Here is a 24048-nt window from a genome sequence, read left to right as displayed (position 1 = left end):
CCGGTCGCCGGTCGCCGGTCGCCGGTCGCCGGTCGCCGGTCGCCGGGGAGGTTACCGGCGGCCGGGCGACCCAGGGGTCCGGCTACGCCGTCCTCGCGTCCTCCGCGACGATCCGCCGGCACTTCTCGACGTCCTCGGCCATCGTCTCCAGGAAGGCCTCCAGCGAGTCGAACTTGGCCTGGCCGCGGACGAAGTCCAGAAAATCGACGCCGACGTGCAGTCCGTACAGGTCGAGGCCCACGCGGTCGATGGCGTACGCCTCCACCGTGCGCTCGGTCCCGTCGAACTGCGGGTTCGTGCCCACGGAGATCGCGGCGGGCATCACCTCGCCCTGGGCGTGCAGATAGCCGGCGTAGACGCCGTCAGCGGGGATCGCGGTGTGCGGAAGGGTCTCGACGTTGGCCGTGGGGAAGCCCAGTTCACGGCCGCGCTGGGCGCCGCGGACCACGACGCCCTCGACCCGGTGCGGGCGGCCCAGGATCTCCCCGGCGCCCCGGACGTCGCCCTCGGCGACCAGGCGGCGGGTCAGGGTCGAGGAGAACGGCTCGCCGCCGCCCGCCTCTCCGGTGACGTACAGGTCGACGACCTCGACCTCGAAGTCATAGGTCTTGCCCTGGTCGGCCAGGAACTCGACGTTGCCTGCGGCCTTGTGCCCGAAGCGGAAGTTGGGGCCCTCGACGACCGCTTTGGCGTGCAGCTTGTCGACCAGCACCTTGACGACGAAGTCCGCCGGGGACAGCTTGGAGAACTCGGCGGTGAAGGGCAGCACGAGGACCGCGTCCACGCCCAGCCCGGCCATCAGCTCGGCCCGGCGGTGGTGGGGGGCGAGCAGCGGCGGGTGGCTGCCGGGGCGCACGACCTCGCTGGGGTGCGGGTCGAAGGTGACGACGACGGCAGGGACGCCCAGGTCTCGGGCGCGGTCCACGGCGTGCTCGATGATCAGCTGGTGTCCGCGGTGGACTCCGTCGTAGGAGCCGATGGTGACGACGCTGCGCCCCCAGTCCTGGGGGATGTCCTCCAAGCCACGCCAGCGCTGCACTGTGACCGCTCCTCGTCGAACCCGTGTCCGTGTTGTTCCGGGTTGCCCTAGTTGTTTTCTGCTGCTTGTCCGCAGGTCTAAGGGTGCCATGCCCGGCGGTCGCCGCCCGCACCGGCATGGGGGGCTGTGATCCGGCGCACGTCGTCAGGCGGGGACGGGTACGCCCGCCGTGTTCTCGATCGTCCGGCGGGCGGCGGGACCCACCAACGGGGCCCAGTCCCGTGGGGCGTCGGTCAGCCAGCAGGCCACGCGGGCGGCGAGGCCGGGCACGTCCCGGCCCAGCTCCACCAGGCTCCGGTCGAACAGGGCCGCGCCGTCGGGGGTCCGGACGAGGAGCAGTCCGACGCGGTGGACCAGGCCGCGGAGGTCCTCCTCGGCGGTGGAGGCGGCGGCGCGCAGCACCGCGTCCAGGACGGCCGGGGCGTCCTCGTGGGCCAGGAGGAAGTCCAGCAGCTCCCGGCGCAGCGGGCGGGAGGCGGGGGCGCCGGGGGTGGCGAGCACGCCGGCCAGCGCGCGGCGCAGCCGCTCGCGGCCGTCGTGGGCCCGGTCGCCGGCACCCGCGCCCTCGTCGCCGTCGAGGAGGCCCGCGACCAGGGGGAACAGCACCGATCGGGCGGCGGGGTCGTCGTCCAGGCGCTGGTCGACGTACGCCGCCACCGGCCCGGCGCTCTCCGGATGCCGTGTCACCGCCTCGCGGACCACGACGGCGACCCGGCGGGCGAGCGCGGGCGTGGCGGCCTCGCCGAGCGCGCGCAGGGCCTCACCGATGCCGGTGCCGCTGTCGCCGCCGCTGCCGCGCCCGCCGGTGGTGTCCCGGCGCAGGCACGCACCGATGGCGGCGAGGACCGCCTCGGGGTGGGTGGCCAGGGCGGGCGTCAGCGCGCTCGGCGGCAGGTGCCGGTCGCCCGCCGCGAAGTGCCGCAGTGCCCGCGGCAGATGGCGGGCGCGGGTGTGCGGATCCCGGACGAGAAGGGCGAGCGCGCCGCCGTGCAGCGCGGAGTCGGCGGGGCGGTCGAGCAGGGCGAGGGCGGCCTGGCACAGCAGTTCGCGGTCGGCCTCGGTGCGCGCCCGGGGCGCGGTGCGCAGGCCGTAGGCCAGGGCCTGCGTCCTCAGCGCGGGACGGTCGTCGTGCGCCCACCGGGCCACCGCACGGCAGAGCGCGGACGGCTCCTCCTCGGCGAGCACGGCCAGCAGCTCCTCGGCGCGCGGGTGGGCGCACCCGGCCAGCGTGTCGGTGAGGTCGTCCAGGGCGCGGGCACGGTGGGTGTGGAGCAGGGCCTGGGCGGCCGTGGCCACGGTGGCGTGCGGCGCGGCGGGCAGCGGGCGCTCGTCGTCGAACCAGCGGGTGAGGTGCCGTTGCACGGCGGCGGGGTCGGCGGTGAGCAGGCGCGCGACGGCGTCCAGGTAGCGGGACGGGCGGCGGGACCCGCTTCGTGTGACCAGCGGTGCGCCGTCGGCGATGAGGAGGCGTCTGAGCAGGTCGCAGCGGTCGGCGTCGGACAGGTGCAGAGCGGTCCAGAAACCCGGTCCGAAGCCGGTCGGCACGGGCAGGTCGCACTGCTGCCACACCGCGATCCGCTCGGCGAGCAGCCGCAGCACACGGAGGTACGGTGTCGCGTCCGCCACGCGCAGCAGTGCGCCGGCGAGCAGCCGCGACGCCCACCAGGAGTGCGGGTCGGTGTCGAGGGCGCACAGCAACTCCTCGAGCCGGACGGCCAGTCGGCGGGTGCCGTGCTGGCGGGCCAGGAGAAGCAGGGCGTGGACGACGGGGCCGGCGCGGTGGTGCGGAACGGGCTGCGGGGGCCGCGGCGCGCCGGGTGTGTGCCGGCGGTGGACCAGGACGCTCAGGGCCTCGTCCAGGTCGAGGTGGGTGCCCTGGATCCAGTCGGCGATCTCCTCGTGCGCGAAGCGGTAGCCGCTGCCCGCCGGGACGAGCAGCCCCTCGGCGAGGACGGCCGCCGCCCAGCCGGTGCCGCCGCCGAGGCGGGCCGGGGTGGGTCCCCGGGGGAACAGCTCCTCGAACGCCGCCGGGGCCAGTTCCCCCGGGCCGAGGCTGCGGCGGGCGGCCTCGTGCACCTGGCCGGAGACCTTCGCCGCCAGGCGCCGTACGGCGGTGCCGCGCAGCCCGTTCTCCGCGGCGAGGCGGACGGCGATGCGCAGGCACATCAGGTCCAGGTGGGCCGCGAGGACGTCGTCACGGTCGAGTGGGGGGTGGCCGGCGGCGTCGGGGAGGGCGGCGCGCACCTCCGACAGGAGCCTGAGGGTGAGCGGGTGGCGGGCGGCGGCGTCCACCAGCGCGCCGTCCGGGATGCCGTGACGGGCGCAGGCCTCGTGGGCCTCGGCGGGGGTGAGGCCGCCGAGGGGCAGACAGGGCGGCAGGTGGCCGATGGCGCCGTCCGGGCCGGCCGGCGCCGTGACCGGGGTGTGGAGCAGGTCCACCGGGAAGCACGCTCCGGCCGTCTCCCAGTACGCCTCCCGGCAGGCCACCACCAGCCGCGCCCCCGTGCGGCGCAGCCACTGCGCGGTTGCCTCGGTCCACTCGGGGAGCCGGTCGGCCAGGGCGGGCGGCATCCCCTCGGGGTCGTCGAGGAGGAGCAGGAGGGGGCGGCCGTGGGCGTGGGCGAGGCGGGCGACGCGTTCCGGGGTGAGGTCGGCGCGTTCGGTGGTCAGGGGCGCCCGGGCGGCCGCGACGATCCGGGCCGCCCGGTCCAGTGCCCGGCCCACCGCGTCCGCGACCGAGGCGTCGGTGCCCAGCAGATCGGCCCCGCGCAGCCACAGGGTGGGCGCGGGCGAGCCGCCGCGGGCACGGTGGCCGGCCAGCGCCGCGAGCTGAGTCGTACGGCCGCTTCCGGACTCCCCGACGAGCCCCAGCACGGCGGCCGGGCTGTCACCGAAAGCGGTCAGTTCCCGCGCCACCTCGGCCCGTTCGACCGGCCCGGCGGGTGCCCCCGGCCCGCCCGCCCTCGGGATAAGGGACGGCAGGGCTCCGGCGGGGCCGTCCTGGGCCAGGGAGGTGGCCGTGAGTTCGAGGACCGCGGCCAGGTTCAGGTCGGGTCCGTAGGCGGAGACCGTGGCCTCGTTGCGGGAGAGGAGGCCGGCGAGGGGGCCCTCGCCGGTTCGGCGCAGCGGTACCGCGAAGCCGGCGTCGCCGCGACCGGAGTGCAGTGCCGTGCCGAGGACGGCGACCACCGCGCCGGTCTCCGCGTCGAGGACCGGCCCCCCGGCGGCCCCGCCGCCCGGTCGGAGCGCCTCGCGGCCCGCCGTGCCGATCGCCAGTTCCGTGACGCCGTCGAGGAGGTGGAAGCGGTCCGTGGCCGTGTACGTCACCGTGGCCGTGCCGAGCACCCGTGCCTCGCGCCAGTGGTCGGCCGCGATCCGGACGTAGGTGCCGCTGCGGACGCCGTCGCGCACGGTGACGGGAAGCGGCTCCAGGCCGAGGCCCTCGGTGCGGATCAGGGCCAGGTTCAGGGCGGGCAGCGCGGTGATCGCGTCGGCCGTCACCACGCGGGAGCGGTCGCCCGGGCCGGGGTCGTGCAGGATGAGCTGGGGCAGTCCGTCGACCGCCTCGTGGCTGGTGATCAGCGTGCCCCGGTGGTCGGCCGCGAAGCCGGTGCCGCGGGGCCGTCCCGCCAGGTCGCGGATGCGGACCAGGGAGCGGTCCAGAGCGTGGTCCCGCGATTCCACCACGCGCTCCGGTCCCTGTGGTCGCCGCGTCTGTGTGGATTCATGGAGGTCCCGCCCCGCCATGCCCGAACCTCCCCGCCGTACCGCCGTGCCTGCCCAGTGCTGCGACCGTAGGCCGCGGATGATCAGCGGAACAGGCCGGGCGACAAACGCGCCCCCCTGCGCTCCCCCCGTTCACTCCGAGCGCCCGTGCAGTCGGGTGAATGGAACCGGGCCGCTGGACAAAGCTCATGGGTGGGGGAACCGAGGGGGGAGGGAACCGTGGAGCGGCGGATGGGGAACACCCCGTGTTCGCCGCTCCACGGTCACCGCCGGGCGCGTTCAGCCGAAGACGGCCAGGCTCTTGGCCTTGCCCCGCTGCTCCTCCACGAGCGCGAGAAGGCGGCCGTCGGGGCCGTAGACGGCGACGGCACCGGCGCCCGCGTACTCGTCGGGCACCTCCAGCCGTACGCCGTTCATGAGGAGCCGCGCGCGCCGGGCGTCGACGTCCCAGCGGGGGAACGCCGCCGCGGCCGCCTCGGCGACCGGCATCACGGTCAGTTCCTGCTGGAGCTGGTCCAGTGTCCTGGCGGAGTCCAGCTTGTACGGGCCGACCCGGGTGCGGCGCAGCGCCGTGAGGTGGCCGCCGACGCCGAGGTCGGCGCCCAGGTCGCGGGCGAGGGCGCGGATGTAGGTGCCGGAGGAGCAGACCACGGACACCACCAGGTCGAGCACGGGGGTGCCGTCGTCGGCGACGGCGTCGCGGACGTCGTACACGGTGAAGGAGGAGACCGTCACCGGCCGGGCCGGGATCTCGAACTCCTCGCCCTCCCGCGCCCGCTTGTACGACCGCACGCCGTTGATCTTGATGGCGCTGACCTTGGACGGCACCTGCATGATGTCGCCGGTCAGCTTGGCGACGGCGGCGTCGACGGCGTCCCGGGTCACCTTGGAGGCGTCCGTGGAGGAGGTGATCTCGCCCTCGGCGTCGTCGGTGACCGTGTTCTGGCCGAGCCGGACGGTGCCGACGTACTCCTTCTCGGTCAGCGCGAGATGGCCGAGGAGCTTGGTGGCCTTCTCCACGCCGAGCACGAGCACACCGGTCGCCATGGGGTCGAGGGTGCCCGCGTGGCCGACCCGCCGGGTCCTGGCGATGCCGCGCATCTTGGCCACGACGTCGTGCGAAGTGAAGCCCGACGGCTTGTCGACGATGACGAGGCCGTCGGGCGGGGTGGGCTTGCTGGTCATGCGGTGGTGTCGTCCGTCCCGTCGTCGGACCCCGGCTTCTTGTACGGGTCCGCCTCACCGGCGTACGAGGCACCGGCGGACGTCTCGCGCACCTTCTCGTCGGAGGCACGGGCCTTGTCGAGGAGGTCCTCGATGTTCCGGGCGGTGTCCGGCAGGGCGTCCGCGACGAAGGCGAGGGTCGGGGTGAACTTCACCCCGGCCGCCCGGCCGACCTCGGAGCGCAGGATGCCCTTGGCGCTCTCCAGGCCGGCGGCCGCCGCCTTCCGCTCCTCGTCGTCCCCGTAGACGGTGTAGAAGACCGTCGCCTCCCGCAGGTCACCCGTGACCCGGGTGTCCGTGATGGTGACGTGCGAGCCGAGCCGCGGGTCCTTGATCCCGCGCTGCAGCTTCTGGGCCACCACCTCTCGGATGAGGTCCGCCAGCCTTTTCGCCCGCGCGTTGTCGGCCACTGGTCCGTCTCCCGTTCTTTCTTCTTCTGCTGGTGCGGTGTGGATGGTGCGGTGGGGCGCGGCCTAGTCGTCCTCGCCGTGGAAGCGGCGTCTGACGGACAGCAGCTCCACGTCGGGACGGCCGGCGACCAGCCGTTCGCACCGGTCCAGCACGTCGGTCAGGTGCGTCGCGTCGCCGGAGACCGCGGCGAGACCGATGACGGCCCGCCGGTGGAGGTTCGTGTGGTCCACCTCCGCCGCGCTCACCGCGTACTTGCGCTGGAGCTCGGCGACGATGGGGCGGACGACGGAACGCTTCTCCTTCAGCGAGTGGACGTCGCCGAGGAGCAGGTCGAAGGACAGAGTCCCCACGTACATGTGTGTGCCCGGGTTGCCCGCCGGTACGGGTTCGACGGTCCTGCCTTCTCGGTGGGCAGGGACATCAAGAACGGTACCGCGAACCCCGCCGGTGACTCGACGGGGTTTTCCGCGGCCCGGGTGGGGCAGGTTCTCCCGCCGGCCCCCGGGCACGGCTCGCGGCCCCGGACACGGCCGTGCCGGCCGACGGGAGTGGTCCCGCCGGCCGGCACGGGGTGTCTGCGGCGTTACGCCCGCGGCTTCTCGCGGAGCTCGTACGTCGCGATGACGTCGTCGATCTTGATGTCGTTGAAGTTTCCGAGGTTGATACCACCCTCGTAGCCTTCGCGGATCTCGGTGACGTCGTCCTTGAAGCGGCGCAGACCCTCGATGTTGAGGTTCTCCGCGATGACCTTGCCGTCGCGGAGCAGGCGCGCCTTGCTGTTGCGCTTGACCTCGCCGGAGCGGATGAGCACACCGGCGATGTTGCCCAGCTTGGACGAACGGAAGACCTCGCGGATCTCCGCCGTGCCGAGCTCGACCTCCTCGTACTCCGGCTTGAGCATGCCCTTGAGGGCCGCCTCGATCTCCTCGATCGCCTGGTAGATGACCGAGTAGTACCGGACGTCCACACCCTCGCGCTCGGCCATCTGCGCGGCACGCCCTGCGGCGCGCACGTTGTAGCCGATCACGATGGCGTCGGAGCCCATGGCCAGGTCGATGTCCGACTCCGTGACCGCACCCACACCGCGGTGCAGGACACGGATGTCGACCTCTTCGCCGACGTCGAGCTGGAGCAGCGAGGACTCGAGAGCCTCGACCGCACCGGACGCGTCGCCCTTGATGATGAGGTTGAGCTGCTGGACCTCGCCGGCCTTGAGCACCTTGTCCAGGTCCTCGAGCGAGACGCGGCGGACGCGCTTGGCGAACGCGGCGTTGCGCTCACGGGCGGCGCGCTTCTCCGCGATCTGACGGGCCGTACGGTCCTCGTCCACCACGATGAAGTTGTCGCCCGCACCCGGGACGTTGGTCAGGCCCAGGACCTGCACCGGCGTCGACGGACCGGCCTCGGCCACGTTGTTGCCGTTGTCGTCGAGCATCGCCCGGACGCGGCCGTACGCGTCGCCGACCACCATGGTGTCGCCGACCCGCAGCGTGCCTCGCTGGACGAGCACCGTCGCCACGGCACCGCGGCCGCGGTCGAGGCGGGACTCGATCGCGATGCCCTGCGCGTCCTGCTGCGGGTTGGCGCGCAGGTCGAGCGAGGCGTCGGCGGTCAGGACCACCGCTTCCAGCAGCGAGTCGATGTGCAGACCCTGCTTGGCGGAGATGTCGACGAACATCGTGTCGCCGCCGTACTCCTCGGCCACCAGGCCGTACTCGGTCAGCTGACCGCGCACCTTGGTCGGGTCGGCGCCCTCGACGTCGATCTTGTTGACCGCGACCACGATCGGCACGTCGGCCGCCTTGGCGTGGTTGAGCGCCTCGACCGTCTGCGGCATGACGCCGTCGTTGGCCGCGACGACCAGGATGGCGATGTCCGTCGACCGGGCACCGCGGGCACGCATGGCGGTGAACGCCTCGTGACCCGGGGTGTCGATGAAGGTGATCGCCCGGTCCTCGCCGTTGACCTCGGTCGCGACCTGGTAGGCACCGATGTGCTGGGTGATGCCGCCGGCCTCGCCCGCGATGACGTTCGTCTTGCGGATGGCGTCGAGCAGTCGGGTCTTTCCGTGGTCGACGTGACCCATGACGGTGACGACCGGCGGGCGGACGACCAGGTCCTCCTCGCCGCCCTCGTCCTCGCCGAACTCCAGGTCGAAGGACTCGAGCAGCTCGCGGTCCTCCTCCTCGGGGCTGACGATCTGAACCGTGTAGTTCATCTCGTCGGCGAGGAGCTGGAGCGTCTCGTCGGACACGGACTGCGTGGCCGTGACCATCTCGCCCAGGTTCATCATGACCGCGACGAGCGACGCCGGGTTGGCGTTGATCTTCTCGGCGAAGTCGGTGAGCGACGCACCGCGCGACAGGCGAATGGTCTCGCCGTTGCCGCGAGGCAGCATCACGCCGCCGACCGACGGGGCCTGCATGGCCTCGTACTCCTGGCGCCTCTGCCGCTTCGACTTGCGGCCACGGCGCGCGGGACCGCCGGGACGGCCGAAGGCGCCCTGCGTGCCACCACGGCCACCGGGACCACCCGGACGGCCGCCGAAGCCGGGACGGCCACCGCCGCCACCGCCGAAGCCGCCGCCACCACCGGGACGACCGGCGAAGCCGCCGCCACCACCGGGACGACCTGCACCGCCGCCGCCACCGGGACGACCGGCGAAGCCGCCGCCACCACCGGGACGACCGGCACCGCCGGGACGACCCGCACCACCCGGACCACGACCGCCGCCACCGGGGCCGGGACGCGGGCCGGCAGCGGGACGCTGCGGCATCATGCCGGGGTTCGGGCGCGGACCGCCCGGACGCGGACCGCCCTGCGGACGGGGCATCGAGCCCGGGGTCGGGCGCGGACCGCCCGGAGCCTGCGGACGCGGACCGCCGCCCTGGGCACCGGGGCCCTGCGGACGGGGACCGGCGCCGGGGGCACCGGGGCCGCCGGGACGCGCGCCCTGCGGACGCGGCGCCTGCGGACGCGCCATGCCGGTGGAGCCACCGGACGTGAAGGGGTTGTTGCCCGGACGCGGGCCGGCCGGACGACCGCCCGGACGCGCACCCTGGCCACCGGGGCGCGCGGCACCCTGGCCGGGACGCGCTCCCTGGCCCTGACCCTGACCCTGACCCGGGCCGGGACGGCCACCGGGCTTGGGGGCACCCGGACGGGCACCACCGGGCTTCGGCGCGGCCGGAGCCGGAGCCGACGGCGGAGCGGTGAACTCCGGCGTGGTGGGCGCGGCCGGAGCCGGACGCGGCGCGGGCTTGGGACCCGGCACCGGACGCGGGCCCGGAGCCGGCGCGGACGCCGACGGGACCGCGGGCTGCGCCGGGGCGGGCCTGGGCGCTGCCGACGGCTTGGGCGCGATCGGACGCTCGCCCGCCGGCTTGGCGGGGCGAGAGGGACCCCCGGCCTGCGCCGGCGAGGGCGCGGCGGGCCTGGGGGCGGCCTTCTTCGGGGCACCCGGCTTCGCGGCGGACCTGCCGCTGCCGTTGCCCTGCTGGAAGGCGTCAGTCAGTTTGCGTACTACGGGCGCCTCGATCGTCGAGGATGCCGATCGGACGAATTCACCGAGTTCCTGGAGCTTGGCCATGACGACCTTGCTCTCCACACCGAACTCCTTGGCGAGTTCGTATACCCGGACCTTAGCCACTTCGCTCCTTTGAGGTCCGGGTTGCGGCCGGACCGTCGCTAGTTCATGGGCGTACTCATCGCGTACTCATCGAGTGCTCATCGCAATCTCGACCTGCTTTCGACTCGCGAGGTACCAGGCCGCACGGGGACTTCCGTACGGCACGTTTTCCTTGCCGTGTTGCCTCAGCAACCTTGTGCCTGCTCGACGTACCGGCGCAACGCCATTACGTCGAGCGGTCCCGGGACGCGGAGCGCCCGCGGAAACGCCCGGCGGCGCACCGCCTGGTCGAGACAGACCGGGGCGGGGTGCACATAGGCACCCCGGCCGGGCAGCGTACCGCGAGGATCGGGGACGCATTCGCCCCCGACCACCACGGTCCGCAACAGTTCGATCTTGGCCGCTCGCTCCCGGCATCCCACACAGGTACGCTCAGGGCATGCGCGGGCACGCGTCCGGCCAGACACAGCTAAGTCTACCTCCCCGCACCGACCTCACCCCTGCGGGGCAGAGATCGAACGGCTGTTGTCGTATTCCGAGCGACCTGCGGCTCGGATCCATTCCCTCCGTACGGGTGAACTGCCCCGCGCGTCCGGGTGAACCCGACCGCGGTCGCGCCCGGACGGCTACTCGGGTGCCCGCTCGGACGGCTGCTCGGTGTCCGGGCGGATGTCGATCCGCCAACCGGTGAGCCGGGCCGCCAGCCGGGCGTTCTGGCCCTCCTTGCCGATCGCCAGCGAGAGCTGGTAGTCCGGCACGGTGACGCGGGCCGAGCGGGCGGCCAGGTCCACGACGTCCACCTTGGAGACACGGGCCGGCGACAGCGCGTTGGCCACCATCTCGGCCGGGTCGTCCGACCAGTCGACGATGTCGATCTTCTCGCCGTTCAGCTCGCCCATCACGTTGCGCACCCGGCCGCCCATGGGGCCGATGCAGGCGCCCTTGGCGTTCAGGCCCGAACGGGTGGACCGTACGGCGATCTTGGTGCGGTGACCGGCCTCACGGGCGATCGCGGCGATCTCCACGGAGCCGTCGGCGATCTCCGGGACCTCCAGGGCGAAGAGCTTCTTCACCAGGTTCGGGTGCGTGCGGGACAGCGTCACCGAGGGGCCGCGGACGCCCTTGGCGACCCGGACCACGTACGACCGCAGCCGCAGGCCGTGGGGGTAGGTCTCGCCCGGGACCTGCTCCTGCACCGGCAGGATGGCCTCCAGCTTGCCGATGTCCACCAGCACGTTCTTCGGGTCGCGGCCCTGCTGGACCACCCCGGTGACGATGTCGCCCTCGCGGCCGGCGTACTCGCCGAGCGTCGCGTCGTCCTCGGCGTCGCGCAGCCGCTGCAGGATGACCTGCTTGGCGGTGGTGGCGGCGATACGGCCGAAGCCGGACGGGGTGTCGTCGAACTCGCGGGGCTCCTGGCCCTCCTCGAGGTCCTGGGGGTCCTCCTTCGCCCACACGGTCACATGCCCGGTCTGCCGGTCGAGCTCCACGCGCGCGTGGCGGCGGCTTCCCTCGGTGCGGTGGTAGGCGATGAGGAGGGCCGACTCGATCGCCTCGACCAGCAGGCCGAAGGAGATCTCCTTCTCTCGTACCAAGCCCCGCAGGGCACTCATGTCGATGTCCACGGCTACGCCTCCTCTTCCTTCTGGTCCTTGCGGCTGAACTCGACCTGCACCCGCGCCCTGACGACGTCCGGGAAGCCGAGTCTGCGGGTCGTGGGCCTGCGCCCCTTCACTCCGGGCACTTCGAGGTCGAGTCCTTCGTCGTCGACCTCGAGGATCCTGGCCACCAGCTCGCCGCCCTCGGCCAGCTGGAACTTCGCCAGCCGGCCCGTGGCGCGCACGTAGTGCCGGTGTTCCGTGAGGAGGCGTTCCGCGCCCGGGGTGCCGACCTCGAGGGTGTACTCGCCCTCGCCCATCGCGTCCGTCTCGTCCAGCCTCGCCGAGAGCGCACGGCTCACATCGGCGATCCGGTCCAGGTCGGCCCCGGTGTCGGAGTCGACGACGACGCGCAGCACACGCTTGCGTCCTACGGAGTCCACGGCGATCTCTTCGAGATCCAGGCCCTGGGAGGTGACGAGCGGTTCCAGCAGTTCCCGCAGCCTCTCGCTCTGGGTGGTGCTCATCCGGGTGACTCCTCGGCCGCGTGTGCTGTTGTGGGTTGGTCGCGTGTCTGGTCAAAGGGTATCCGGTCCGCAGGGGTGTTGCCGTCCACCTGGGCAGCGGCGGTGCCGCTGGGTGAAGCGTGCGCGGGGCGCGGGTACCGTGATCACGGGCGAGCCGCCCCTGCCCTCCCGTCCATTTCGTTTCGTACGCACCCGAGGACGTCTGCCGTGCCGTTCCCCTCATCTCCGCGCGTCCTGACAGGCCCGCGCAGAAGGAGCCTGCTCGCCTCGGCCGCGGGGGCCGCCCTGCTCGTGGGCTGCTCCACCGGTTCCGACTCCGGCGGTGCGGGCGAGTCCCCGTCGCCCGACGAGCGGGTACGCGCGCGTGCGGCACGTGACAGCGAGGAGCTGGCGCGGCGGTACGACGCGGTGATGGCCGCCCATCCGGCGCTGGCGGAGCGCCTGCGGCCACTGCGCGCGCAGATCGCGGCGCACGTGGAGGCGTTCGGCGGCGCGGCCAAGGCCTCGCCCGGCGCGACGGCGCCGACCGCGCCGCCGTCGGGCTCGACCGCAGCGCCGACGGGCTCGGCGGCACCCGAGGGCTCCGGCTCGCCCGACGGGTCGCAGGCACCGGCGGGAGCCGAGGCCTCCGGCTCTCCCGCCGCCCAGCAGACCGCGAAGTCCGCCCTGGCCGGGCTCGCCGCGGCCGAGCGTTCCCTGTCCGACCGGCGCACCGCCCTCCTGATCCAGGTGCCCGGCGAACTGGCCCGCCTGCTCGCCTCGGTGGCGGCGGCCGGGGCCGCCCACGCGTATCTCCTGACGGAAGGTGACAAGTGAGCCAGGTGACGGACCGGCGACGGCTCACGGCCCTGCAGGCGGCGCTCGCCGCCGAGCACGCGGCCGTGTACGGGTACGGCGTCGTCGGGGGCCGGATCGGCGAGGGCCGGCAGGCCGAGGCGCGGTCGGCGTACGACGCCCATCGGGCGCGGCGGGACGCCCTGGTGCGCGAGGTGCGGGACCTTGGCGGGCAGCCGGTGGCCGCGGCGGCCGCCTACGCTCTGCCGTTTCCGGTGCCGGACTCGGCGGCTGCGGTACGGTTCGCCGCCGAGCTGGAGGAACGTGTGGCCGGGGTGTACTCCGACCTGGTCCGGGCGAGCGGGGGCGAGCGGCGGCGGGAGGCCGCCGGGGCGCTGCGCGAGGCGGCGGTCCGGGCGGTGCGCTGGCGCGGGGAGAGCGTAGCCTTCCCTGGTCTCGCCGAACGGGCCGGCGCGGCGGGCACGCCCACGGTCTCGACGTCACCGACGCCGTAGGGATCCCGCTGGCGGGCACGGACGGGAGGAACGGAACGGCACAGGAGGCGCCCACGGCGCACGGCGACAGACGCACGGCGACCGCGAGGACCACGGGGAACGCGGCGAACGCGGCGAACGCGGCGAACGCGGCGAACGCGGCGAACGCGGCGAACGCGTTCAGGAAGTCAGGAAGGAACGACTCGCGCATGGCTTTCGAACCGCCGCGGCGGCTGGTGCGGGCGCTGGGTGAGACCGCGCCGGACGGGGACGACTGGCTGGAGAAGCTGCCCGGACTGGCGCGGCAGGCCGTGGAACTGCGCGAACTGACCGTCGAGCGGGTGCAGATGCCCGGCGGACGCAGCAGCCTCGTCGTGCTGGTGCGGACGGCGGACGGGACGCCGGCCGTGCTGAAGCTGGCCCCTGCCCGGGCCCGTCCACAGAGCGAGCGGGCCGCGCTCGCGCACTGGGGCGGGCGGGGCGCCGTGCAGCTGCTGGAGGACACTCCGGCCGGCCCTGTTCCGGGCGAGGGCGTGCTGCTGCTGGAGCGGCTGCACCCGGAGGTGTCGGTGCGGTCACTGCCGGAGGCGAGGGCGCTGCTGGAGGCGGCGGGCACGCTGCGGCGGCTGTGGGTCGAGCCGCCCGCGGGGCATTCCTTCGAGACGGTCGAGGAGCGGACCGGGCGGCAGGCCGAGGCGATGCGGGCGGGCGCGGAGGCCGACGCGGAGGTGGCGCCGCTGGTCGAGGCGGCGCTCGCGGCCCGTACGGAACTGCTGGCCGCGCCGCCCGAACGGCGGTTGCTGCACGGCACGTTCCGGCAGAGCAAGGTGCTCGCCGGGGACCGGATGCCGTGGCTGGCCGTGGGCCCGGACCCGGTGGTCGGCGAGGCCGCCTTCGACCTGGCGCGGCTGGTCCGGGACCGGGTGGAGGACCTGATCGCCTCGCCGTCCGGCGCCGCCATCACCCGGCGCCGCATCAAGCGGCTGGCGGAGTCCCTGGAGGTCGACCGCGACCGCCTGCGCGGCTGGACCCTCTTCCGAGCCGTGGAATCCGGCGCCCGCGCCCGCCGCGTGGGCCGCCCGAAGGACGCGGAACTCCTCCTGGAATTCGCCACCTGGCTCTGACCGGCGTCCGCGTCCGGCCGGAGGAGGATCGGTGGGCGCGGGACCCGGTGCGGCACGCCGTGTCCTGCGGCCTGCGCACCCGGCCCCGCGGGCCCGTGCCGCTACGCCGTGAGGCGGGTGAGGGCCTCCTCGATCGAAAGCTCCTCGCGCTCGCCGGTGCGGCGGTCCTTCAGTTCGACGACGCCCTCGCCCGCGCGGCGGCCGACGACCAGGATCTGCGGGACGCCGATGAGCTCGGAGTCGGTGAACTTCACGCCCGGGGAGACGCCGGCCCGGTCGTCGACCAGGACGCGGACGCCCGCCGCGGCGAGCTTCTGGGAGACCTCCAGGGCGACCTCGGTCTGCAGGGCCTTGCCGGCGGCGACCACGTGCACGTCGGCCGGGGCGACCTCCTTGGCCCAGATCAGGCCCTTGTCGTCGGCGTGCTGCTCGGCGAGGGCCGCGACCGCGCGGGACACGCCGATGCCGTAGGAGCCCATGGTGACGCGGACCGGCTTGCCGTTCTGGCCGAGGACGTCGAGCTTGAGGGCGTCGGCGTACTTGCGGCCGAGCTGGAAGATGTGGCCGATCTCGATGGCCCGGTCCAGCTTGAGGCCGGTGCCGCACTTCGGGCAGGGGTCGCCGTCCTGCACGACCACGACGTCGACGTACTCGTCGACCTCGAAGTCGCGGCCGGCGACCACGTTCTTCGCGTGCGTGTGCTCCTTGTTGGCGCCGGTGATCCAGGCCGTTCCGGGTGCCACGCGCGGGTCGGCGATGTACTTGACCTTGCCCAGGCCCTGGGGACCGACGTAGCCGCGGACCAGGTCGGGCCGGCCCACGAAGTCCTCGGCGGTGACCAGTTCGACGGCGGCCGGGGCGAAGTGCGCCTCGACCTTGCCCAGGTCCACCTCGCGGTCGCCGGGGACGCCGACGGCGACGATCTCCCCGTCGATCTTGACGAGCAGGTTCTTCAGCGTGGCGGAGGCCGGCACGCCGAGGGAGGCGGCGAGGGTCTCGATGGTCGGGGTGTCCGGGGTGGGGATCTCCTCGGCCGCGGGCACGGCGGAGCCGTCCACCGGCACCAGCTCGTACTCGATCGCCTCGGTGTTGGCGGCGAAGTCGCAGTTCGGGCAGTCCGCGAAGGTGTCCTCGCCCGCGGCGGCCGGGGCGAGGAACTCCTCGGACTTGGAGCCGCCCATCGCGCCCGCGGTCGCGGCGCAGATCCGGTAGTCCAGACCGAGGCGGGCGAAGATCCGCTCGTAGGCCTGACGGTGCAGGGCGTAGGACTCGGCGAGGCCCTCGTCGGCGAGGTCGAAGGAGTAGGAGTCCTTCATCAGGAACTCACGCCCGCGCAGGATGCCCGCGCGGGGCCGGGCCTCGTCGCGGAACTTGGTCTGGATCTGGTAGAGGATGACCGGCAGGTCCTTGTAGGAGGTCGCCTGGTCCTTCACCATCAGCGTGAAGATCTCCTCGTGGGTCGGCCCGAGGAGGTAGTCGCCGCCCTTGCGGTCCTTCAGGCGGAACAGCTCGGCGCCGTACTCGTCCCAGCGGCCGGTGGCCTCGTACGGCTCGCGGGGCAGCAGCGCGGGCAGCAGCACCTCCTGGGCGCCGATGGCGTCCATCTCCTCGCGGACGATCCGCTCCACGTTGGCGAGGACCTTCTTGCCGAGCGGCAGCCAGGTCCAGATCCCGGCGGCGGTGCGCCGTACGTAACCCGCGCGGACCAGCAGCTTGTGGCTCAGGACCTCGGCGTCCGCCGGGTCGTCGCGCAGCGTCTTCGCCAACAACTGGGACATGCGCTGGACCGGTGCGTTGGCCATGGTTCTCGTACTCCTGCCGTGGTGGCCCCCCGCCCGGGCGGGGCCGGGAGTGAGGGAAGCTGATGGCTAGGAGGTTAGCCGGGCTTGCCGCGCCGGTGGAAATCGGTTAAAGCCGACCCGGCGCAGGGTCCGGACGGCGGCGCAGCGGCAGCGGGGCGCCCATCACGGCGTACGGTTTCGGCGCGCTGGGGAAGAGGACCTGGCGGGCGAGGTCCTCGTAGCCCAGGGAGTGGTAGAGGCCGCGGGCCGGGCTGTCGGTGTCGATCGCGGAGAGGATCGAGCGGGGCTCGCTGGCGCTGTCGGTGATGGCGGTGATCAGGGCCCGTCCGATGCCGCGGTTCTGGTGGCTCGGGTGGACGTGCAGTTCGGTGATCACGAAGGAGTCGTCGAGCCAGTCGTCGTGGCCGCGGGCGCGCAGATAGGGCTGGACGACGGTGGACCACCAGTGGGTGCGGTCGTTGGGCATGCCGTAGACGAAGCCGACGAGCCGGCCGTCGGCCGCGGTGGCGCCGAGCGCGCGGGCCCCACGGCAGGTCATGTGGCGCAGCACGATCTGCCGGCGTACGGCCACCTCGTCGGCGCCGAGGCCGAAGGCGACGGCCTGCACGGAGAGCGCCTCGTCGACATGGGCCTGCAGGTCGAGGGGGCCGATCACGACGTCGTCGCAGCGGCGGTGTCCGTGATCGGGGAAGTGCGCCATGCCCGGAGACTACAGGGCGTGCACAGGGCGCTGAACAGTGAAGTCAGGCGCAGGTCAGAACAGCACGCTCATGAACGCGCCGACCTCGCGGAAGCCCGCCTTCAGGTAGGTGCGCCGGGCCGCGGTGTTGAAGTCGTTCACGTACAGGCTGACCACCGGGGCCACGTCGGCCAGCGCGTAGCGCAGCACCGCGGCCATGCCCGGGCCCGCCAGACCGCGGCCGCGGTGCTCGGGGGCCACCCATACGCCCTGGATCTGGCACGCCTCGGGGGTGGCGGCGCCGATCTCGGCCTTGAACATCACCTTGCCGTACTCGTCGAGGCGGGCGAAGGAACGTCCTGAGCCGACGAGTTCGGCGACCCGGGCCTGGTAGAGCAGGCCCCCGTCACCGGCGAGCGGGGAGACCCCGACCTCCTCGGTGAACATCGCCACGCAGGCCGGCATGATCGTCTCCATCTCGTCCTTGCGGATGCGGCGGACGTAGGGATCGGGGGCGATGCCGGCGGGCATGCGGTCGGTGACCATGAGCGGCTGGTGGGCGCGGATCTCGCGGGCGGGGCCCCAGCCGGGTTCCAGGAGCCGCCACAGCTGGGCGGTGGGTTCGGCCGGTCCGACGATGGAGGAGCAGCGGCGGCCGGCCCGGCGGGCGCGGTCCGCGAAGGCCCGGACGGCCCTGGGGGTGGCGCAGATCGGGACGAGGTTGGCGCCCGCGTAGCACAGGGACGTCAATATGCCGTTCTCGTACCAGCCCCACATCTCGCCGCCGAGCCGCCACGGGTCGAGTCCGGCGACCTGTACGCGGGACGCCACGAAGGCGTTCGCGACCGGCTCGCGGCCGAGGACCGCGAGCGCGGCGTCGAGGTCGCTCGGTCCGAGGACCGTGGTGGTCGTCTGGGTCAACACGTCGGCGGGGCCTCACCACGAGGATCTACTGGTTCCCGCACTGTACCTGCCAGGAACGGGGGACGCCGCCCGGCGGTGAACAGCGCCGGACGGCGTCCCCCCGCTCGTGGGGACGGCCGCCGCCTACGCGGACCGGTCGTCCTTGACACGGGTCACCAACTGGGTGGGGTTGACGAAGCGCAGCGCGACGACCAGCAGCACGAGCATCGACAGCGTGTACATCACGGCCATCGCGTCGATGGACTGCTGGGTGCGGATACCGGCCGAGAACACGGCGTAGTAGAGCGCCACGACGAGGGTCTGGCTGTCCGGACCCGCGGTGAGGAAGGTGAGTTCGAACATGCCGACCGTGCGGACCAGGACCAGTACGGAGGCGGCGAGGATGCCGGGCACCAGCAGCGGCGCGAGGACGCGCAGCAGGACGGCGCCGGTCCGGGCCCCGCACATCCGGGCGGCCGCCTCGATCCTGGGGTCGATCTGCTCGATGAACGGGGTCATGGTCAGGACGACGAACGGCACCGACGGCACGAGGTTCGCCAGCACCACCCCGGTCAGGGTCCCGGCGAGCTGGAACTTGTACAGGACGGTGGCCAGCGGGATGCCGTAGGTGAGGGGCGGCACCAGGATCGGCAGCACGAACAGCAGCAGCACGGCCTTCTTGCCGGGGAAGTCCCGCCGGGCCAGGGCGTAGGCGGCCGGCACCCCGATCACCACGGACAGGACGACGACGAGCACGGACACCAGCGCCGTCGTCCAGAAGACCTGGCCGAGCTGGAACTCCCGCCAGGCGGAGCCGTACCACTTCGTCGTCCAGCCCTCCGGCAGCCAGCTGGTGAACCAGCGGGTGCCCAGGGAGTCGACGAGCGGGACGCCGATGACTCCGGCGAGCTGGAGGAAGAAGAACCCGAAGACGGCGGCGGCGATCCAGGTGCCGGGTCGGATCCCGCGCCACCGGGACGGCGCGGCCGGGTCCGTGACGGCGTCCGCCGCGGGTTCCTGGACGAGGTCGGCCATCAGCCCTTGCCTCCCGTCGCCCCTCGGTACAGCAGCGACCGCCAGGCGAGCACCAGGACGACGACCGCGAGCATCACCGCGGCCATGATCATGGCGATGGCGGAACCGAGGGAGTAGTCGAATTTCTGGAACGCCGCCTGGTACGCCTCGATCGAGATGACGTGCGTGGACTTGCGCGGGTCACCGACCAGTTGGGCGGACGGGAACACCGCGAACGCCAGGACGAACGACAGGCAGAAGGTGATGGCCAGACCCGGCGCGAGCAGCGGCAGGAGCACGTACCGCAGCCGTTTGCGCCAGTCCGCGCCGAGCGTCGCCGCGGCCTGCTCCAGGCTGGGGTCGATACCGGTCAGGTACGACAGCGTCAGCAGGTAGGAGAAGGGGAAGCCGGTGATGATCAACGAGGCCAGCACACCCCAGTAGTTGTGCACGAGGGCGAGCGGCTCGTCGACGATGCCGAGCCCCAGCAGGGTTTTGTTGAACCAGCCGTTGGGGCCGAGGTAGCCGAGCAGGCCCTGCGCGGTGAGGACCGTCCCGAGGGTGATCGGCATGACCAGCAGCGTGGTGATCAGCCGGCGGCCGCGGAACGCCCCGCGGGTGCGGAACGCGACCGGTACGGCGGCGAGACAGTTGATGAGCGCGGCGGGCACGGCAAGCCCGAGCGTGATCCACAGGGTCTCGCGCAGGTACGGATCGCTGAAGAAGAGCCGGTAGTTGGCGAACGGCCCTCCGCCCTGGGCGGGTTGGAAGGACAGTCCGAGACCGTAGAAGAACGGGTAGCAGAACAGCACGGCGAGGAAGAGCACGCCCGGGACCGCGAGGAGCAGAAGCCGGTCGATCCCGCGCTCGGCCAGGCGGTGGCGCAGCGCGGGCCTGGCGGCCGGGGGTTCCGGCGGCGCGGGCTGCGGCGCTGGGCGGGTGTCGGTGGCGCTCATGTGGCCACCTGCTTCGGGGTGTCCCGCGCCTCCCGCGCCTCCCGCGGCTCGTGCGCGGGCGGCGCCGCGTCCTCGTCCGCCGGTGCGGCCGCCGGGTTCCGCGGTTCGCGGGAGTCCGGCTCCCCGGCCTCGGGGGCGGACGGCCCGTCCTCGGCACCGGGGCCGCGGGACGGCCCGTCACCGCGGTCGTCCCTCTGTCCGTCGCCGTCCTCGGCGGCGAAGACGAGGACCCGGTCGGGCGGTGCGACGAGCCGTACCGAGTCGTCGGGCGCGAGCCGCTTCCCGGTGCGGAAGTGGACCCGGCGCCCGTCGGTCAGCCGTGCCTGTACGGCGAGTTCGCGCCCGTGGTACTCGACGACCTCGACCGTCGCGGGCAGTCCTGGTGCACCGGAGGTGCCATCGGGTTCGTCCCCGGTCACCGCGTCCAGGTCCTCGGGGCGGATGGCCGCCGTGACCCGGCCGCCGGCCGCGACGCCGTCACGGTCGAGCCCGACGAGCGGGCTGCCCGCGATGTCGACCACCACATGGGGGCCGCGGGTGCCGGTGACGGTGGCGTCGAGCAGGGTGCGGTAGCCCATGAAGGAGGCGACATAGCGGTTGGCCGGGCGGCTGTAGACCTCCTCCGGGGTGCCGATCTGCTGGGTGCGGCCGTCGCGCAGCACGACGAGCCGGTCCGCCAGGGAGAGGGCCTCCTCCTGGTCGTGCGTGACGTACACGGTGGTCAGTCCGAGCCGCTGGTGCAGGCGGCGGATCTCCGCCCGCATCTCCAGGCGCAGTGCGGCGTCGAGGTTGGACAGCGGTTCGTCCATCAGCACCAGCCGCGGTTCCAGGACGATGGCGCGGGCGATGGCGACCCGCTGCTGCTGGCCGCCGGAGAGCTGGCCGGGCCGCTTGTGGGCGTGCGCGGTCAACTGCACCATGTCCAGCGCCCTGTTGACCCGGTCGGCGGCCTCGGCCCTGGGGACCTTGGCCATCTTCAGGCCGAAGCCGACGTTGTTCCTGACGGTCATGTGCGGGAAGAGGGCGTAGTTCTGGAAGACCATGCCGAACCCGCGCCGTTCCGGGGCGAGTCGGTCGATGCGTTCGCCGTCGAGGAGGATCCGGCCGCCGGTCAGCGGCAGCAGTCCGGCCAGGCAGTTGAGGGCGGTGGACTTACCGCATCCGGAGGGGCCGAGCAGCGCCACGAACTCGCCGCCCGAGATCTCCAGGTCCAGCCCCCGCAGGGCCTGGTGCCCGCCGAAGCTGCGGGTGACTCCGTCCAGCCGCAGGGCCGAGATGCGGGCCGCCCCCGTCACTGGCCGGCCACCTGACGGTTCCACAGGTCGAACGCCTTGACCTGCGCCTGCGCGGACAGTGACGGCTTCTTCGGGAACTGGTCGATCCAGGTGTCGAACTCGGGGACGCCGTACTCCTTGACGACCTGCTGGGACTTGGCGGGCGCCATCGACAGCGGCACGTCCTTGACGGCGGGACCCGGGTAGAAGTAGCCGTCGTCGTAGGCCTTCGCCTGCTGCTCGGGGGTGAGCATCCAGTGGAGCAGGTTGAGCACCGCGGACATCTTGTCGGCGCTGACGCCGTTGGGGACCACGGCGTACTGGGCGTCGGTCACCCAGGTCATGTCGTCGAAGTGGCCGGCCTTCATCTTCTTGGGCACGGTGCCGAGCGCACGCGGGTTGATGTACCAGCCCGTGGTGCTCATGATCATGTCAACCTGACCGGTGGCCAGGTTCTTCATCGTCTCGGACGTGCCCGAGGCGTACACATCGACGTACTTGTCGAGCTCCTTCAGATACGCCCACGTCTTGTCCCACCCCTTCTCCGGATCGGACGGGTCCTTGTCGCCGAGGAGGTACGGCAGCCCCATCAGCCAGGTGCGGCCGGGGCCCGAGTTGGCCGGGTCGGCGTACTGGAAGCGCTTGGGGTGCGCCTTGGCCCAGTCGAGGAGTTCCTGCGGGCTCCTCGGCGGGTTCGGCACCTTGGCCGGGTCGTACTCGAACAGCGGCCCCGACGGGTAGTACACGACGGCCGTGCCCCTGCCCTGCGCCAGCTTCGCCATCTCCGCCGCCGGCGGCAGGTAGTTGGGGTTGCCGATGGCGTCCTGGTGCGTGGACATGTCCGCCCAGAGGTCCTGCTCAAGACCCGCGGCGAGACCGTCGGTGCCGGTGAGCACCATGTCGATCTGGACGCGGCCGGCCTGCTGCTGCGCCTTGATCTTGCCGGCGAGTTCCGGAGCCGGCGCCTTGGAGTACGAGACCTTGCTGACGATCTCCGGGTGCGTCTTCTGGAACTCGTCGATCATGCCCTGGGTCAGCTGGAGGTTCCCCGCGACGTCGAGGATCTCCAGCGAGACCGGCTTGCTGGGCTTGTCCGGCACCTTCCGGGTGGACTGCCCCTTGTCCCCCGACGACTGACTGCTCGGCGCGCTGCATCCGACCACCGTGACCGCGAGCAACAAGCCGGCGGCGACGAGGCGCTGAACGGACGGCATACGAAGACTGGCTCTGTGGACGGTGCGGGACACAGCAGCAACTCCCTGCGGGCGTCGGCCCGATATCGTCAGCGACGGTGAGGAAACGCTTTCTCGGCCTTGTGCCCGAACAAAATCCTGCCCACCATCGGATCTGTCAAGAAGGTGCGCCGGTCGAATAACGGATGTGCAGGTCAACCGGGATGGACTCGCACTCGATGTCGTCCTCGCCTGCCATCAGCCGCAGCAGCGCCGCACCGGCCGCCTGCCCGAGTCGTCCCCGGGGAACCGCTACCGTGGTCAGCGGCGGCGCCGAGAAGCGCGCCATGTCGATCTCGTCGAACCCGGTCAGCGACACGTCGCCCGGCACCCGCACACCGAGTTCGGCGAACCGCGCGAGCAGACCGAGCGCCACGAAGTCGTTGTAGGCCATCACGGCGCTCGCGCCGGTGCCGAGGGCGGCGTCGGCCGCCGCGTACCCGTCGTCGGCGGTGGAGCCGCCGTCGACCGTGCGCACGCGCAGCCCGAAGTCCTCGGCGGCGGCGAGGGCGCGCACCCGCTCGTGGTGGGCCCAGGCCCGGCCGGGCCCGGCGACGTAGACGACGTCCCGGTGCCCGAGCTGGGCGAGGTGGCCGCAGAGGGCGAGGACGCCGCGGAAGAAGTCGACGGTGATCGCCCGCAGCCCCAGGCCCGGCTCCTGCCGGTTGGTGACCAGGACCGGGGTGTCGCGGCCGGTCAGCGCGACGAGGTCGGCGCGCGGCATGCGCGGGGAGCAGAGCAGCAGGCCGTCGGCGTACCGGACGAGGTCCTCGGCCAGTTCCCGTTCGGCGGCGGGGTCCTCGTTGGAGTCCATGACCAGGACGCGGGACCCGCTGGATCTGGCCACCGTCGAGAGGGCCTTGATGATGTCGTGGAAGTACTGGTTCGCCAGGTCCGGGACGAGCACCCCGAGCGTGCCGGACCGTCCCCGGGCCAGGCCCTGTGCGGCGGCGTTGGGACGGTAGCCCAGGTCGGCGATGGCCTCGCGGACCCGGTCGGCGAGGTCCGGGGCGACGGTGCCGACCTGGTTGATCACCCGTGAGACGGTCGACACCGAGGCGCCGGAGACACGGGCCACGTCGGCGATGGTGACGCGTTTCTGCCCCCGGCCGGAGGACCGTCTCGCGGGCCCCTCGCCGCCGTTCCCGGCGCGCTCCTTGGTGCGCCGCGCTGTGGTCATCGCATCCCCCTGGAGTCGTCCGGTGCCGAGATAGCGATTTCTCAGCCCGCTCGTCAGCAAGTTAGCAGTCACAAGCGAGCGGGAAGAGGGCGTGGACGGCGGCGAGAGGCGAACCGTCGCAACATTTCGCTGAAAACGCTTCCCGGAGACCAGGAAGCCCCGCCCTTCAGGGGCGGGGCTTCGGTGTGGCGCGGCGGGGGGTCGGTCGCCGCCCCGGTGGTCAGCCGCTGACAGAGATCTCCGGCTCGCCCGAGGCGACGCCGTCCTGCTCCATCTGCTCGGCGAGCTTCATGGCCTCCTCGATCAGGGTCTCCACGATCTTCGACTCCGGCACGGTCTTGATGACCTCGCCCTTGACGAAGATCTGCCCCTTGCCGTTGCCGGAGGCCACCCCGAGGTCGGCCTCGCGGGCCTCACCGGGACCGTTGACGACGCAGCCCATCACCGCGACGCGCAGCGGCAC

Annotated in this window: 21 protein-coding genes; 3 read left to right on the top strand and 18 right to left on the bottom strand. The window is 73.0% G+C overall.

Features of this window, described 5'->3' with window-relative positions; genetic code table 11:
• Positions 1-82: 82 nt before the first annotated feature.
• The 9 genes from ACIOWN_RS32715 to rimP all read right to left on the bottom strand — a co-directional run bounded on the left by ACIOWN_RS32715 (position 83) and on the right by rimP (position 12153).
• Positions 83-1039: a bifunctional riboflavin kinase/FAD synthetase gene (locus tag ACIOWN_RS32715; RefSeq protein ID WP_362357330.1), complete on the bottom strand. Its 957-nt coding sequence runs from the start codon at positions 1037-1039 to the stop codon at positions 83-85.
• A gap of 144 nt (positions 1040-1183) precedes the next feature.
• The gene (locus tag ACIOWN_RS32710) at positions 1184-4786 is read right to left on the bottom strand and encodes a trypsin-like peptidase domain-containing protein (protein ID WP_401984238.1); all 3603 of its coding nucleotides are present in this window, start codon (positions 4784-4786) and stop codon (positions 1184-1186) included.
• Positions 4787-5044: 258 nt separating this feature from the next.
• Positions 5045-5950, bottom strand: a complete 906-nt coding sequence (truB, locus tag ACIOWN_RS32705) for a tRNA pseudouridine(55) synthase TruB (RefSeq protein ID WP_362357326.1) — start codon at positions 5948-5950, stop codon at positions 5045-5047.
• Entirely contained in the window at positions 5947-6399 is a 453-nt protein-coding gene (gene rbfA, locus ACIOWN_RS32700) for a 30S ribosome-binding factor RbfA (RefSeq protein WP_362357324.1), read from the bottom strand. The genes truB and rbfA overlap by 4 nt, the downstream gene beginning before the upstream one ends.
• Before the next feature lie 63 nt (positions 6400-6462).
• Entirely contained in the window at positions 6463-6756 is a 294-nt protein-coding gene (locus ACIOWN_RS32695; RefSeq protein ID WP_362357322.1) for a DUF503 domain-containing protein, read from the bottom strand.
• A gap of 227 nt (positions 6757-6983) precedes the next feature.
• Positions 6984-10049 (bottom strand): translation initiation factor IF-2, encoded by a 3066-nt coding sequence (gene infB / locus ACIOWN_RS32690; RefSeq protein ID WP_362357320.1) that lies wholly within the window; start codon positions 10047-10049, stop codon positions 6984-6986.
• A 164-nt stretch (positions 10050-10213) separates the two neighbouring features.
• On the bottom strand, positions 10214-10495 hold the full coding sequence (locus ACIOWN_RS32685; protein WP_362357318.1) for a YlxR family protein: 282 nt from the start codon (positions 10493-10495) through the stop codon (positions 10214-10216).
• A gap of 159 nt (positions 10496-10654) precedes the next feature.
• Positions 10655-11653 carry a transcription termination factor NusA gene (gene nusA / locus ACIOWN_RS32680; protein ID WP_362357316.1) on the bottom strand — a complete coding sequence of 333 codons (999 nt, stop codon included), beginning with the start codon at positions 11651-11653 and terminating at the stop codon, positions 10655-10657.
• A gap of 2 nt (positions 11654-11655) precedes the next feature.
• The gene (gene rimP, locus ACIOWN_RS32675) at positions 11656-12153 is read right to left on the bottom strand and encodes a ribosome maturation factor RimP (protein ID WP_362357314.1); all 498 of its coding nucleotides are present in this window, start codon (positions 12151-12153) and stop codon (positions 11656-11658) included.
• A gap of 207 nt (positions 12154-12360) precedes the next feature.
• Here rimP and ACIOWN_RS32670 point away from each other — a divergent pair, with 207 nt between their 5' ends.
• The 3 genes from ACIOWN_RS32670 to ACIOWN_RS32660 all read left to right on the top strand — a co-directional run bounded on the left by ACIOWN_RS32670 (position 12361) and on the right by ACIOWN_RS32660 (position 14545).
• Positions 12361-12969: a hypothetical protein gene (locus ACIOWN_RS32670; RefSeq protein ID WP_362357312.1), complete on the top strand. Its 609-nt coding sequence runs from the start codon at positions 12361-12363 to the stop codon at positions 12967-12969.
• On the top strand, positions 12966-13442 hold the full coding sequence (locus tag ACIOWN_RS32665) for a ferritin-like domain-containing protein (RefSeq protein WP_362357311.1): 477 nt from the start codon (positions 12966-12968) through the stop codon (positions 13440-13442). The genes ACIOWN_RS32670 and ACIOWN_RS32665 overlap by 4 nt, the downstream gene beginning before the upstream one ends.
• 188 nt (positions 13443-13630) lie before the next feature.
• The gene (locus ACIOWN_RS32660; RefSeq protein WP_362357309.1) at positions 13631-14545 is read left to right on the top strand and encodes an aminoglycoside phosphotransferase family protein; all 915 of its coding nucleotides are present in this window, start codon (positions 13631-13633) and stop codon (positions 14543-14545) included.
• Positions 14546-14646: 101 nt separating this feature from the next.
• Here the strand turns inward: ACIOWN_RS32660 and ACIOWN_RS32655 are convergent, their stop codons facing one another.
• From ACIOWN_RS32655 to ACIOWN_RS32615, 9 genes are all read right to left on the bottom strand, one after another.
• Positions 14647-16347 carry a proline--tRNA ligase gene (locus ACIOWN_RS32655; RefSeq protein ID WP_401984233.1) on the bottom strand — a complete coding sequence of 567 codons (1701 nt, stop codon included), beginning with the start codon at positions 16345-16347 and terminating at the stop codon, positions 14647-14649.
• A gap of 106 nt (positions 16348-16453) precedes the next feature.
• Entirely contained in the window at positions 16454-17047 is a 594-nt protein-coding gene (locus ACIOWN_RS32650; RefSeq protein ID WP_362357305.1) for a GNAT family N-acetyltransferase, read from the bottom strand.
• A gap of 54 nt (positions 17048-17101) precedes the next feature.
• Positions 17102-17950, bottom strand: a complete 849-nt coding sequence (locus tag ACIOWN_RS32645) for a GNAT family N-acetyltransferase (protein WP_362357303.1) — start codon at positions 17948-17950, stop codon at positions 17102-17104.
• A 123-nt stretch (positions 17951-18073) separates the two neighbouring features.
• A complete protein-coding gene (locus tag ACIOWN_RS32640; protein WP_362357301.1) occupies positions 18074-18964 on the bottom strand; it encodes an ABC transporter permease in 891 nt (296 codons plus the stop codon).
• A complete protein-coding gene (locus ACIOWN_RS32635) occupies positions 18964-19899 on the bottom strand; it encodes an ABC transporter permease (RefSeq protein ID WP_401984230.1) in 936 nt (311 codons plus the stop codon). The genes ACIOWN_RS32640 and ACIOWN_RS32635 overlap by 1 nt, the downstream gene beginning before the upstream one ends.
• Complete coding sequence (locus ACIOWN_RS32630) at positions 19896-21194, bottom strand: ABC transporter ATP-binding protein (protein ID WP_362357297.1); 1299 nt, start codon at positions 21192-21194, stop codon at positions 19896-19898. Before ACIOWN_RS32630 ends, ACIOWN_RS32635 begins: the two co-directional genes overlap by 4 nt.
• Positions 21191-22387: an extracellular solute-binding protein gene (locus ACIOWN_RS32625; protein WP_362357295.1), complete on the bottom strand. Its 1197-nt coding sequence runs from the start codon at positions 22385-22387 to the stop codon at positions 21191-21193. The genes ACIOWN_RS32630 and ACIOWN_RS32625 overlap by 4 nt, the downstream gene beginning before the upstream one ends.
• A 136-nt stretch (positions 22388-22523) precedes the next feature.
• Entirely contained in the window at positions 22524-23585 is a 1062-nt protein-coding gene (locus ACIOWN_RS32620; protein WP_362357293.1) for a LacI family DNA-binding transcriptional regulator, read from the bottom strand.
• A 220-nt stretch (positions 23586-23805) separates the two neighbouring features.
• A partial coding sequence (locus tag ACIOWN_RS32615) for a flavodoxin-dependent (E)-4-hydroxy-3-methylbut-2-enyl-diphosphate synthase (protein ID WP_401984228.1) occupies positions 23806-24048 on the bottom strand: 243 nt, incomplete at its 5' end.

The organism is Streptomyces sp. NPDC087787 (genome assembly GCF_044743035.1).
Lineage (GTDB): Bacteria > Actinomycetota > Actinomycetes > Streptomycetales > Streptomycetaceae > Streptomyces.
Note: the sequence above shows the minus strand (reverse complement) of the source record. Positions and strands in the feature narration are given on the sequence as shown.

What these genes read in the sequence shown, in the direction of transcription:
- ACIOWN_RS32710 (WP_401984238.1), bottom strand. Translation starts at nt 4,786, where the DNA reads ATGGCGGGGCGGGACCTCCATGAATCCACACAGACGCGGCGACCACAG.
- ACIOWN_RS32650 (WP_362357305.1), bottom strand. Translation starts at nt 17,047, where the DNA reads ATGGCGCACTTCCCCGATCACGGACACCGCCGCTGCGACGACGTCGTG.
- truB (WP_362357326.1), bottom strand. Translation starts at nt 5,950, where the DNA reads ATGACCAGCAAGCCCACCCCGCCCGACGGCCTCGTCATCGTCGACAAG.
- rimP (WP_362357314.1), bottom strand. Translation starts at nt 12,153, where the DNA reads ATGAGCACCACCCAGAGCGAGAGGCTGCGGGAACTGCTGGAACCGCTC.
- ACIOWN_RS32695 (WP_362357322.1), bottom strand. Translation starts at nt 6,756, where the DNA reads ATGTACGTGGGGACTCTGTCCTTCGACCTGCTCCTCGGCGACGTCCAC.
- ACIOWN_RS32640 (WP_362357301.1), bottom strand. Translation starts at nt 18,964, where the DNA reads ATGGCCGACCTCGTCCAGGAACCCGCGGCGGACGCCGTCACGGACCCG.
- ACIOWN_RS32635 (WP_401984230.1), bottom strand. Translation starts at nt 19,899, where the DNA reads ATGAGCGCCACCGACACCCGCCCAGCGCCGCAGCCCGCGCCGCCGGAA.
- ACIOWN_RS32625 (WP_362357295.1), bottom strand. Translation starts at nt 22,387, where the DNA reads ATGCCGTCCGTTCAGCGCCTCGTCGCCGCCGGCTTGTTGCTCGCGGTC.
- ACIOWN_RS32660 (WP_362357309.1), top strand. Translation starts at nt 13,631, where the DNA reads ATGGCTTTCGAACCGCCGCGGCGGCTGGTGCGGGCGCTGGGTGAGACC.
- ACIOWN_RS32620 (WP_362357293.1), bottom strand. Translation starts at nt 23,585, where the DNA reads ATGACCACAGCGCGGCGCACCAAGGAGCGCGCCGGGAACGGCGGCGAG.
- ACIOWN_RS32655 (WP_401984233.1), bottom strand. Translation starts at nt 16,347, where the DNA reads ATGGCCAACGCACCGGTCCAGCGCATGTCCCAGTTGTTGGCGAAGACG.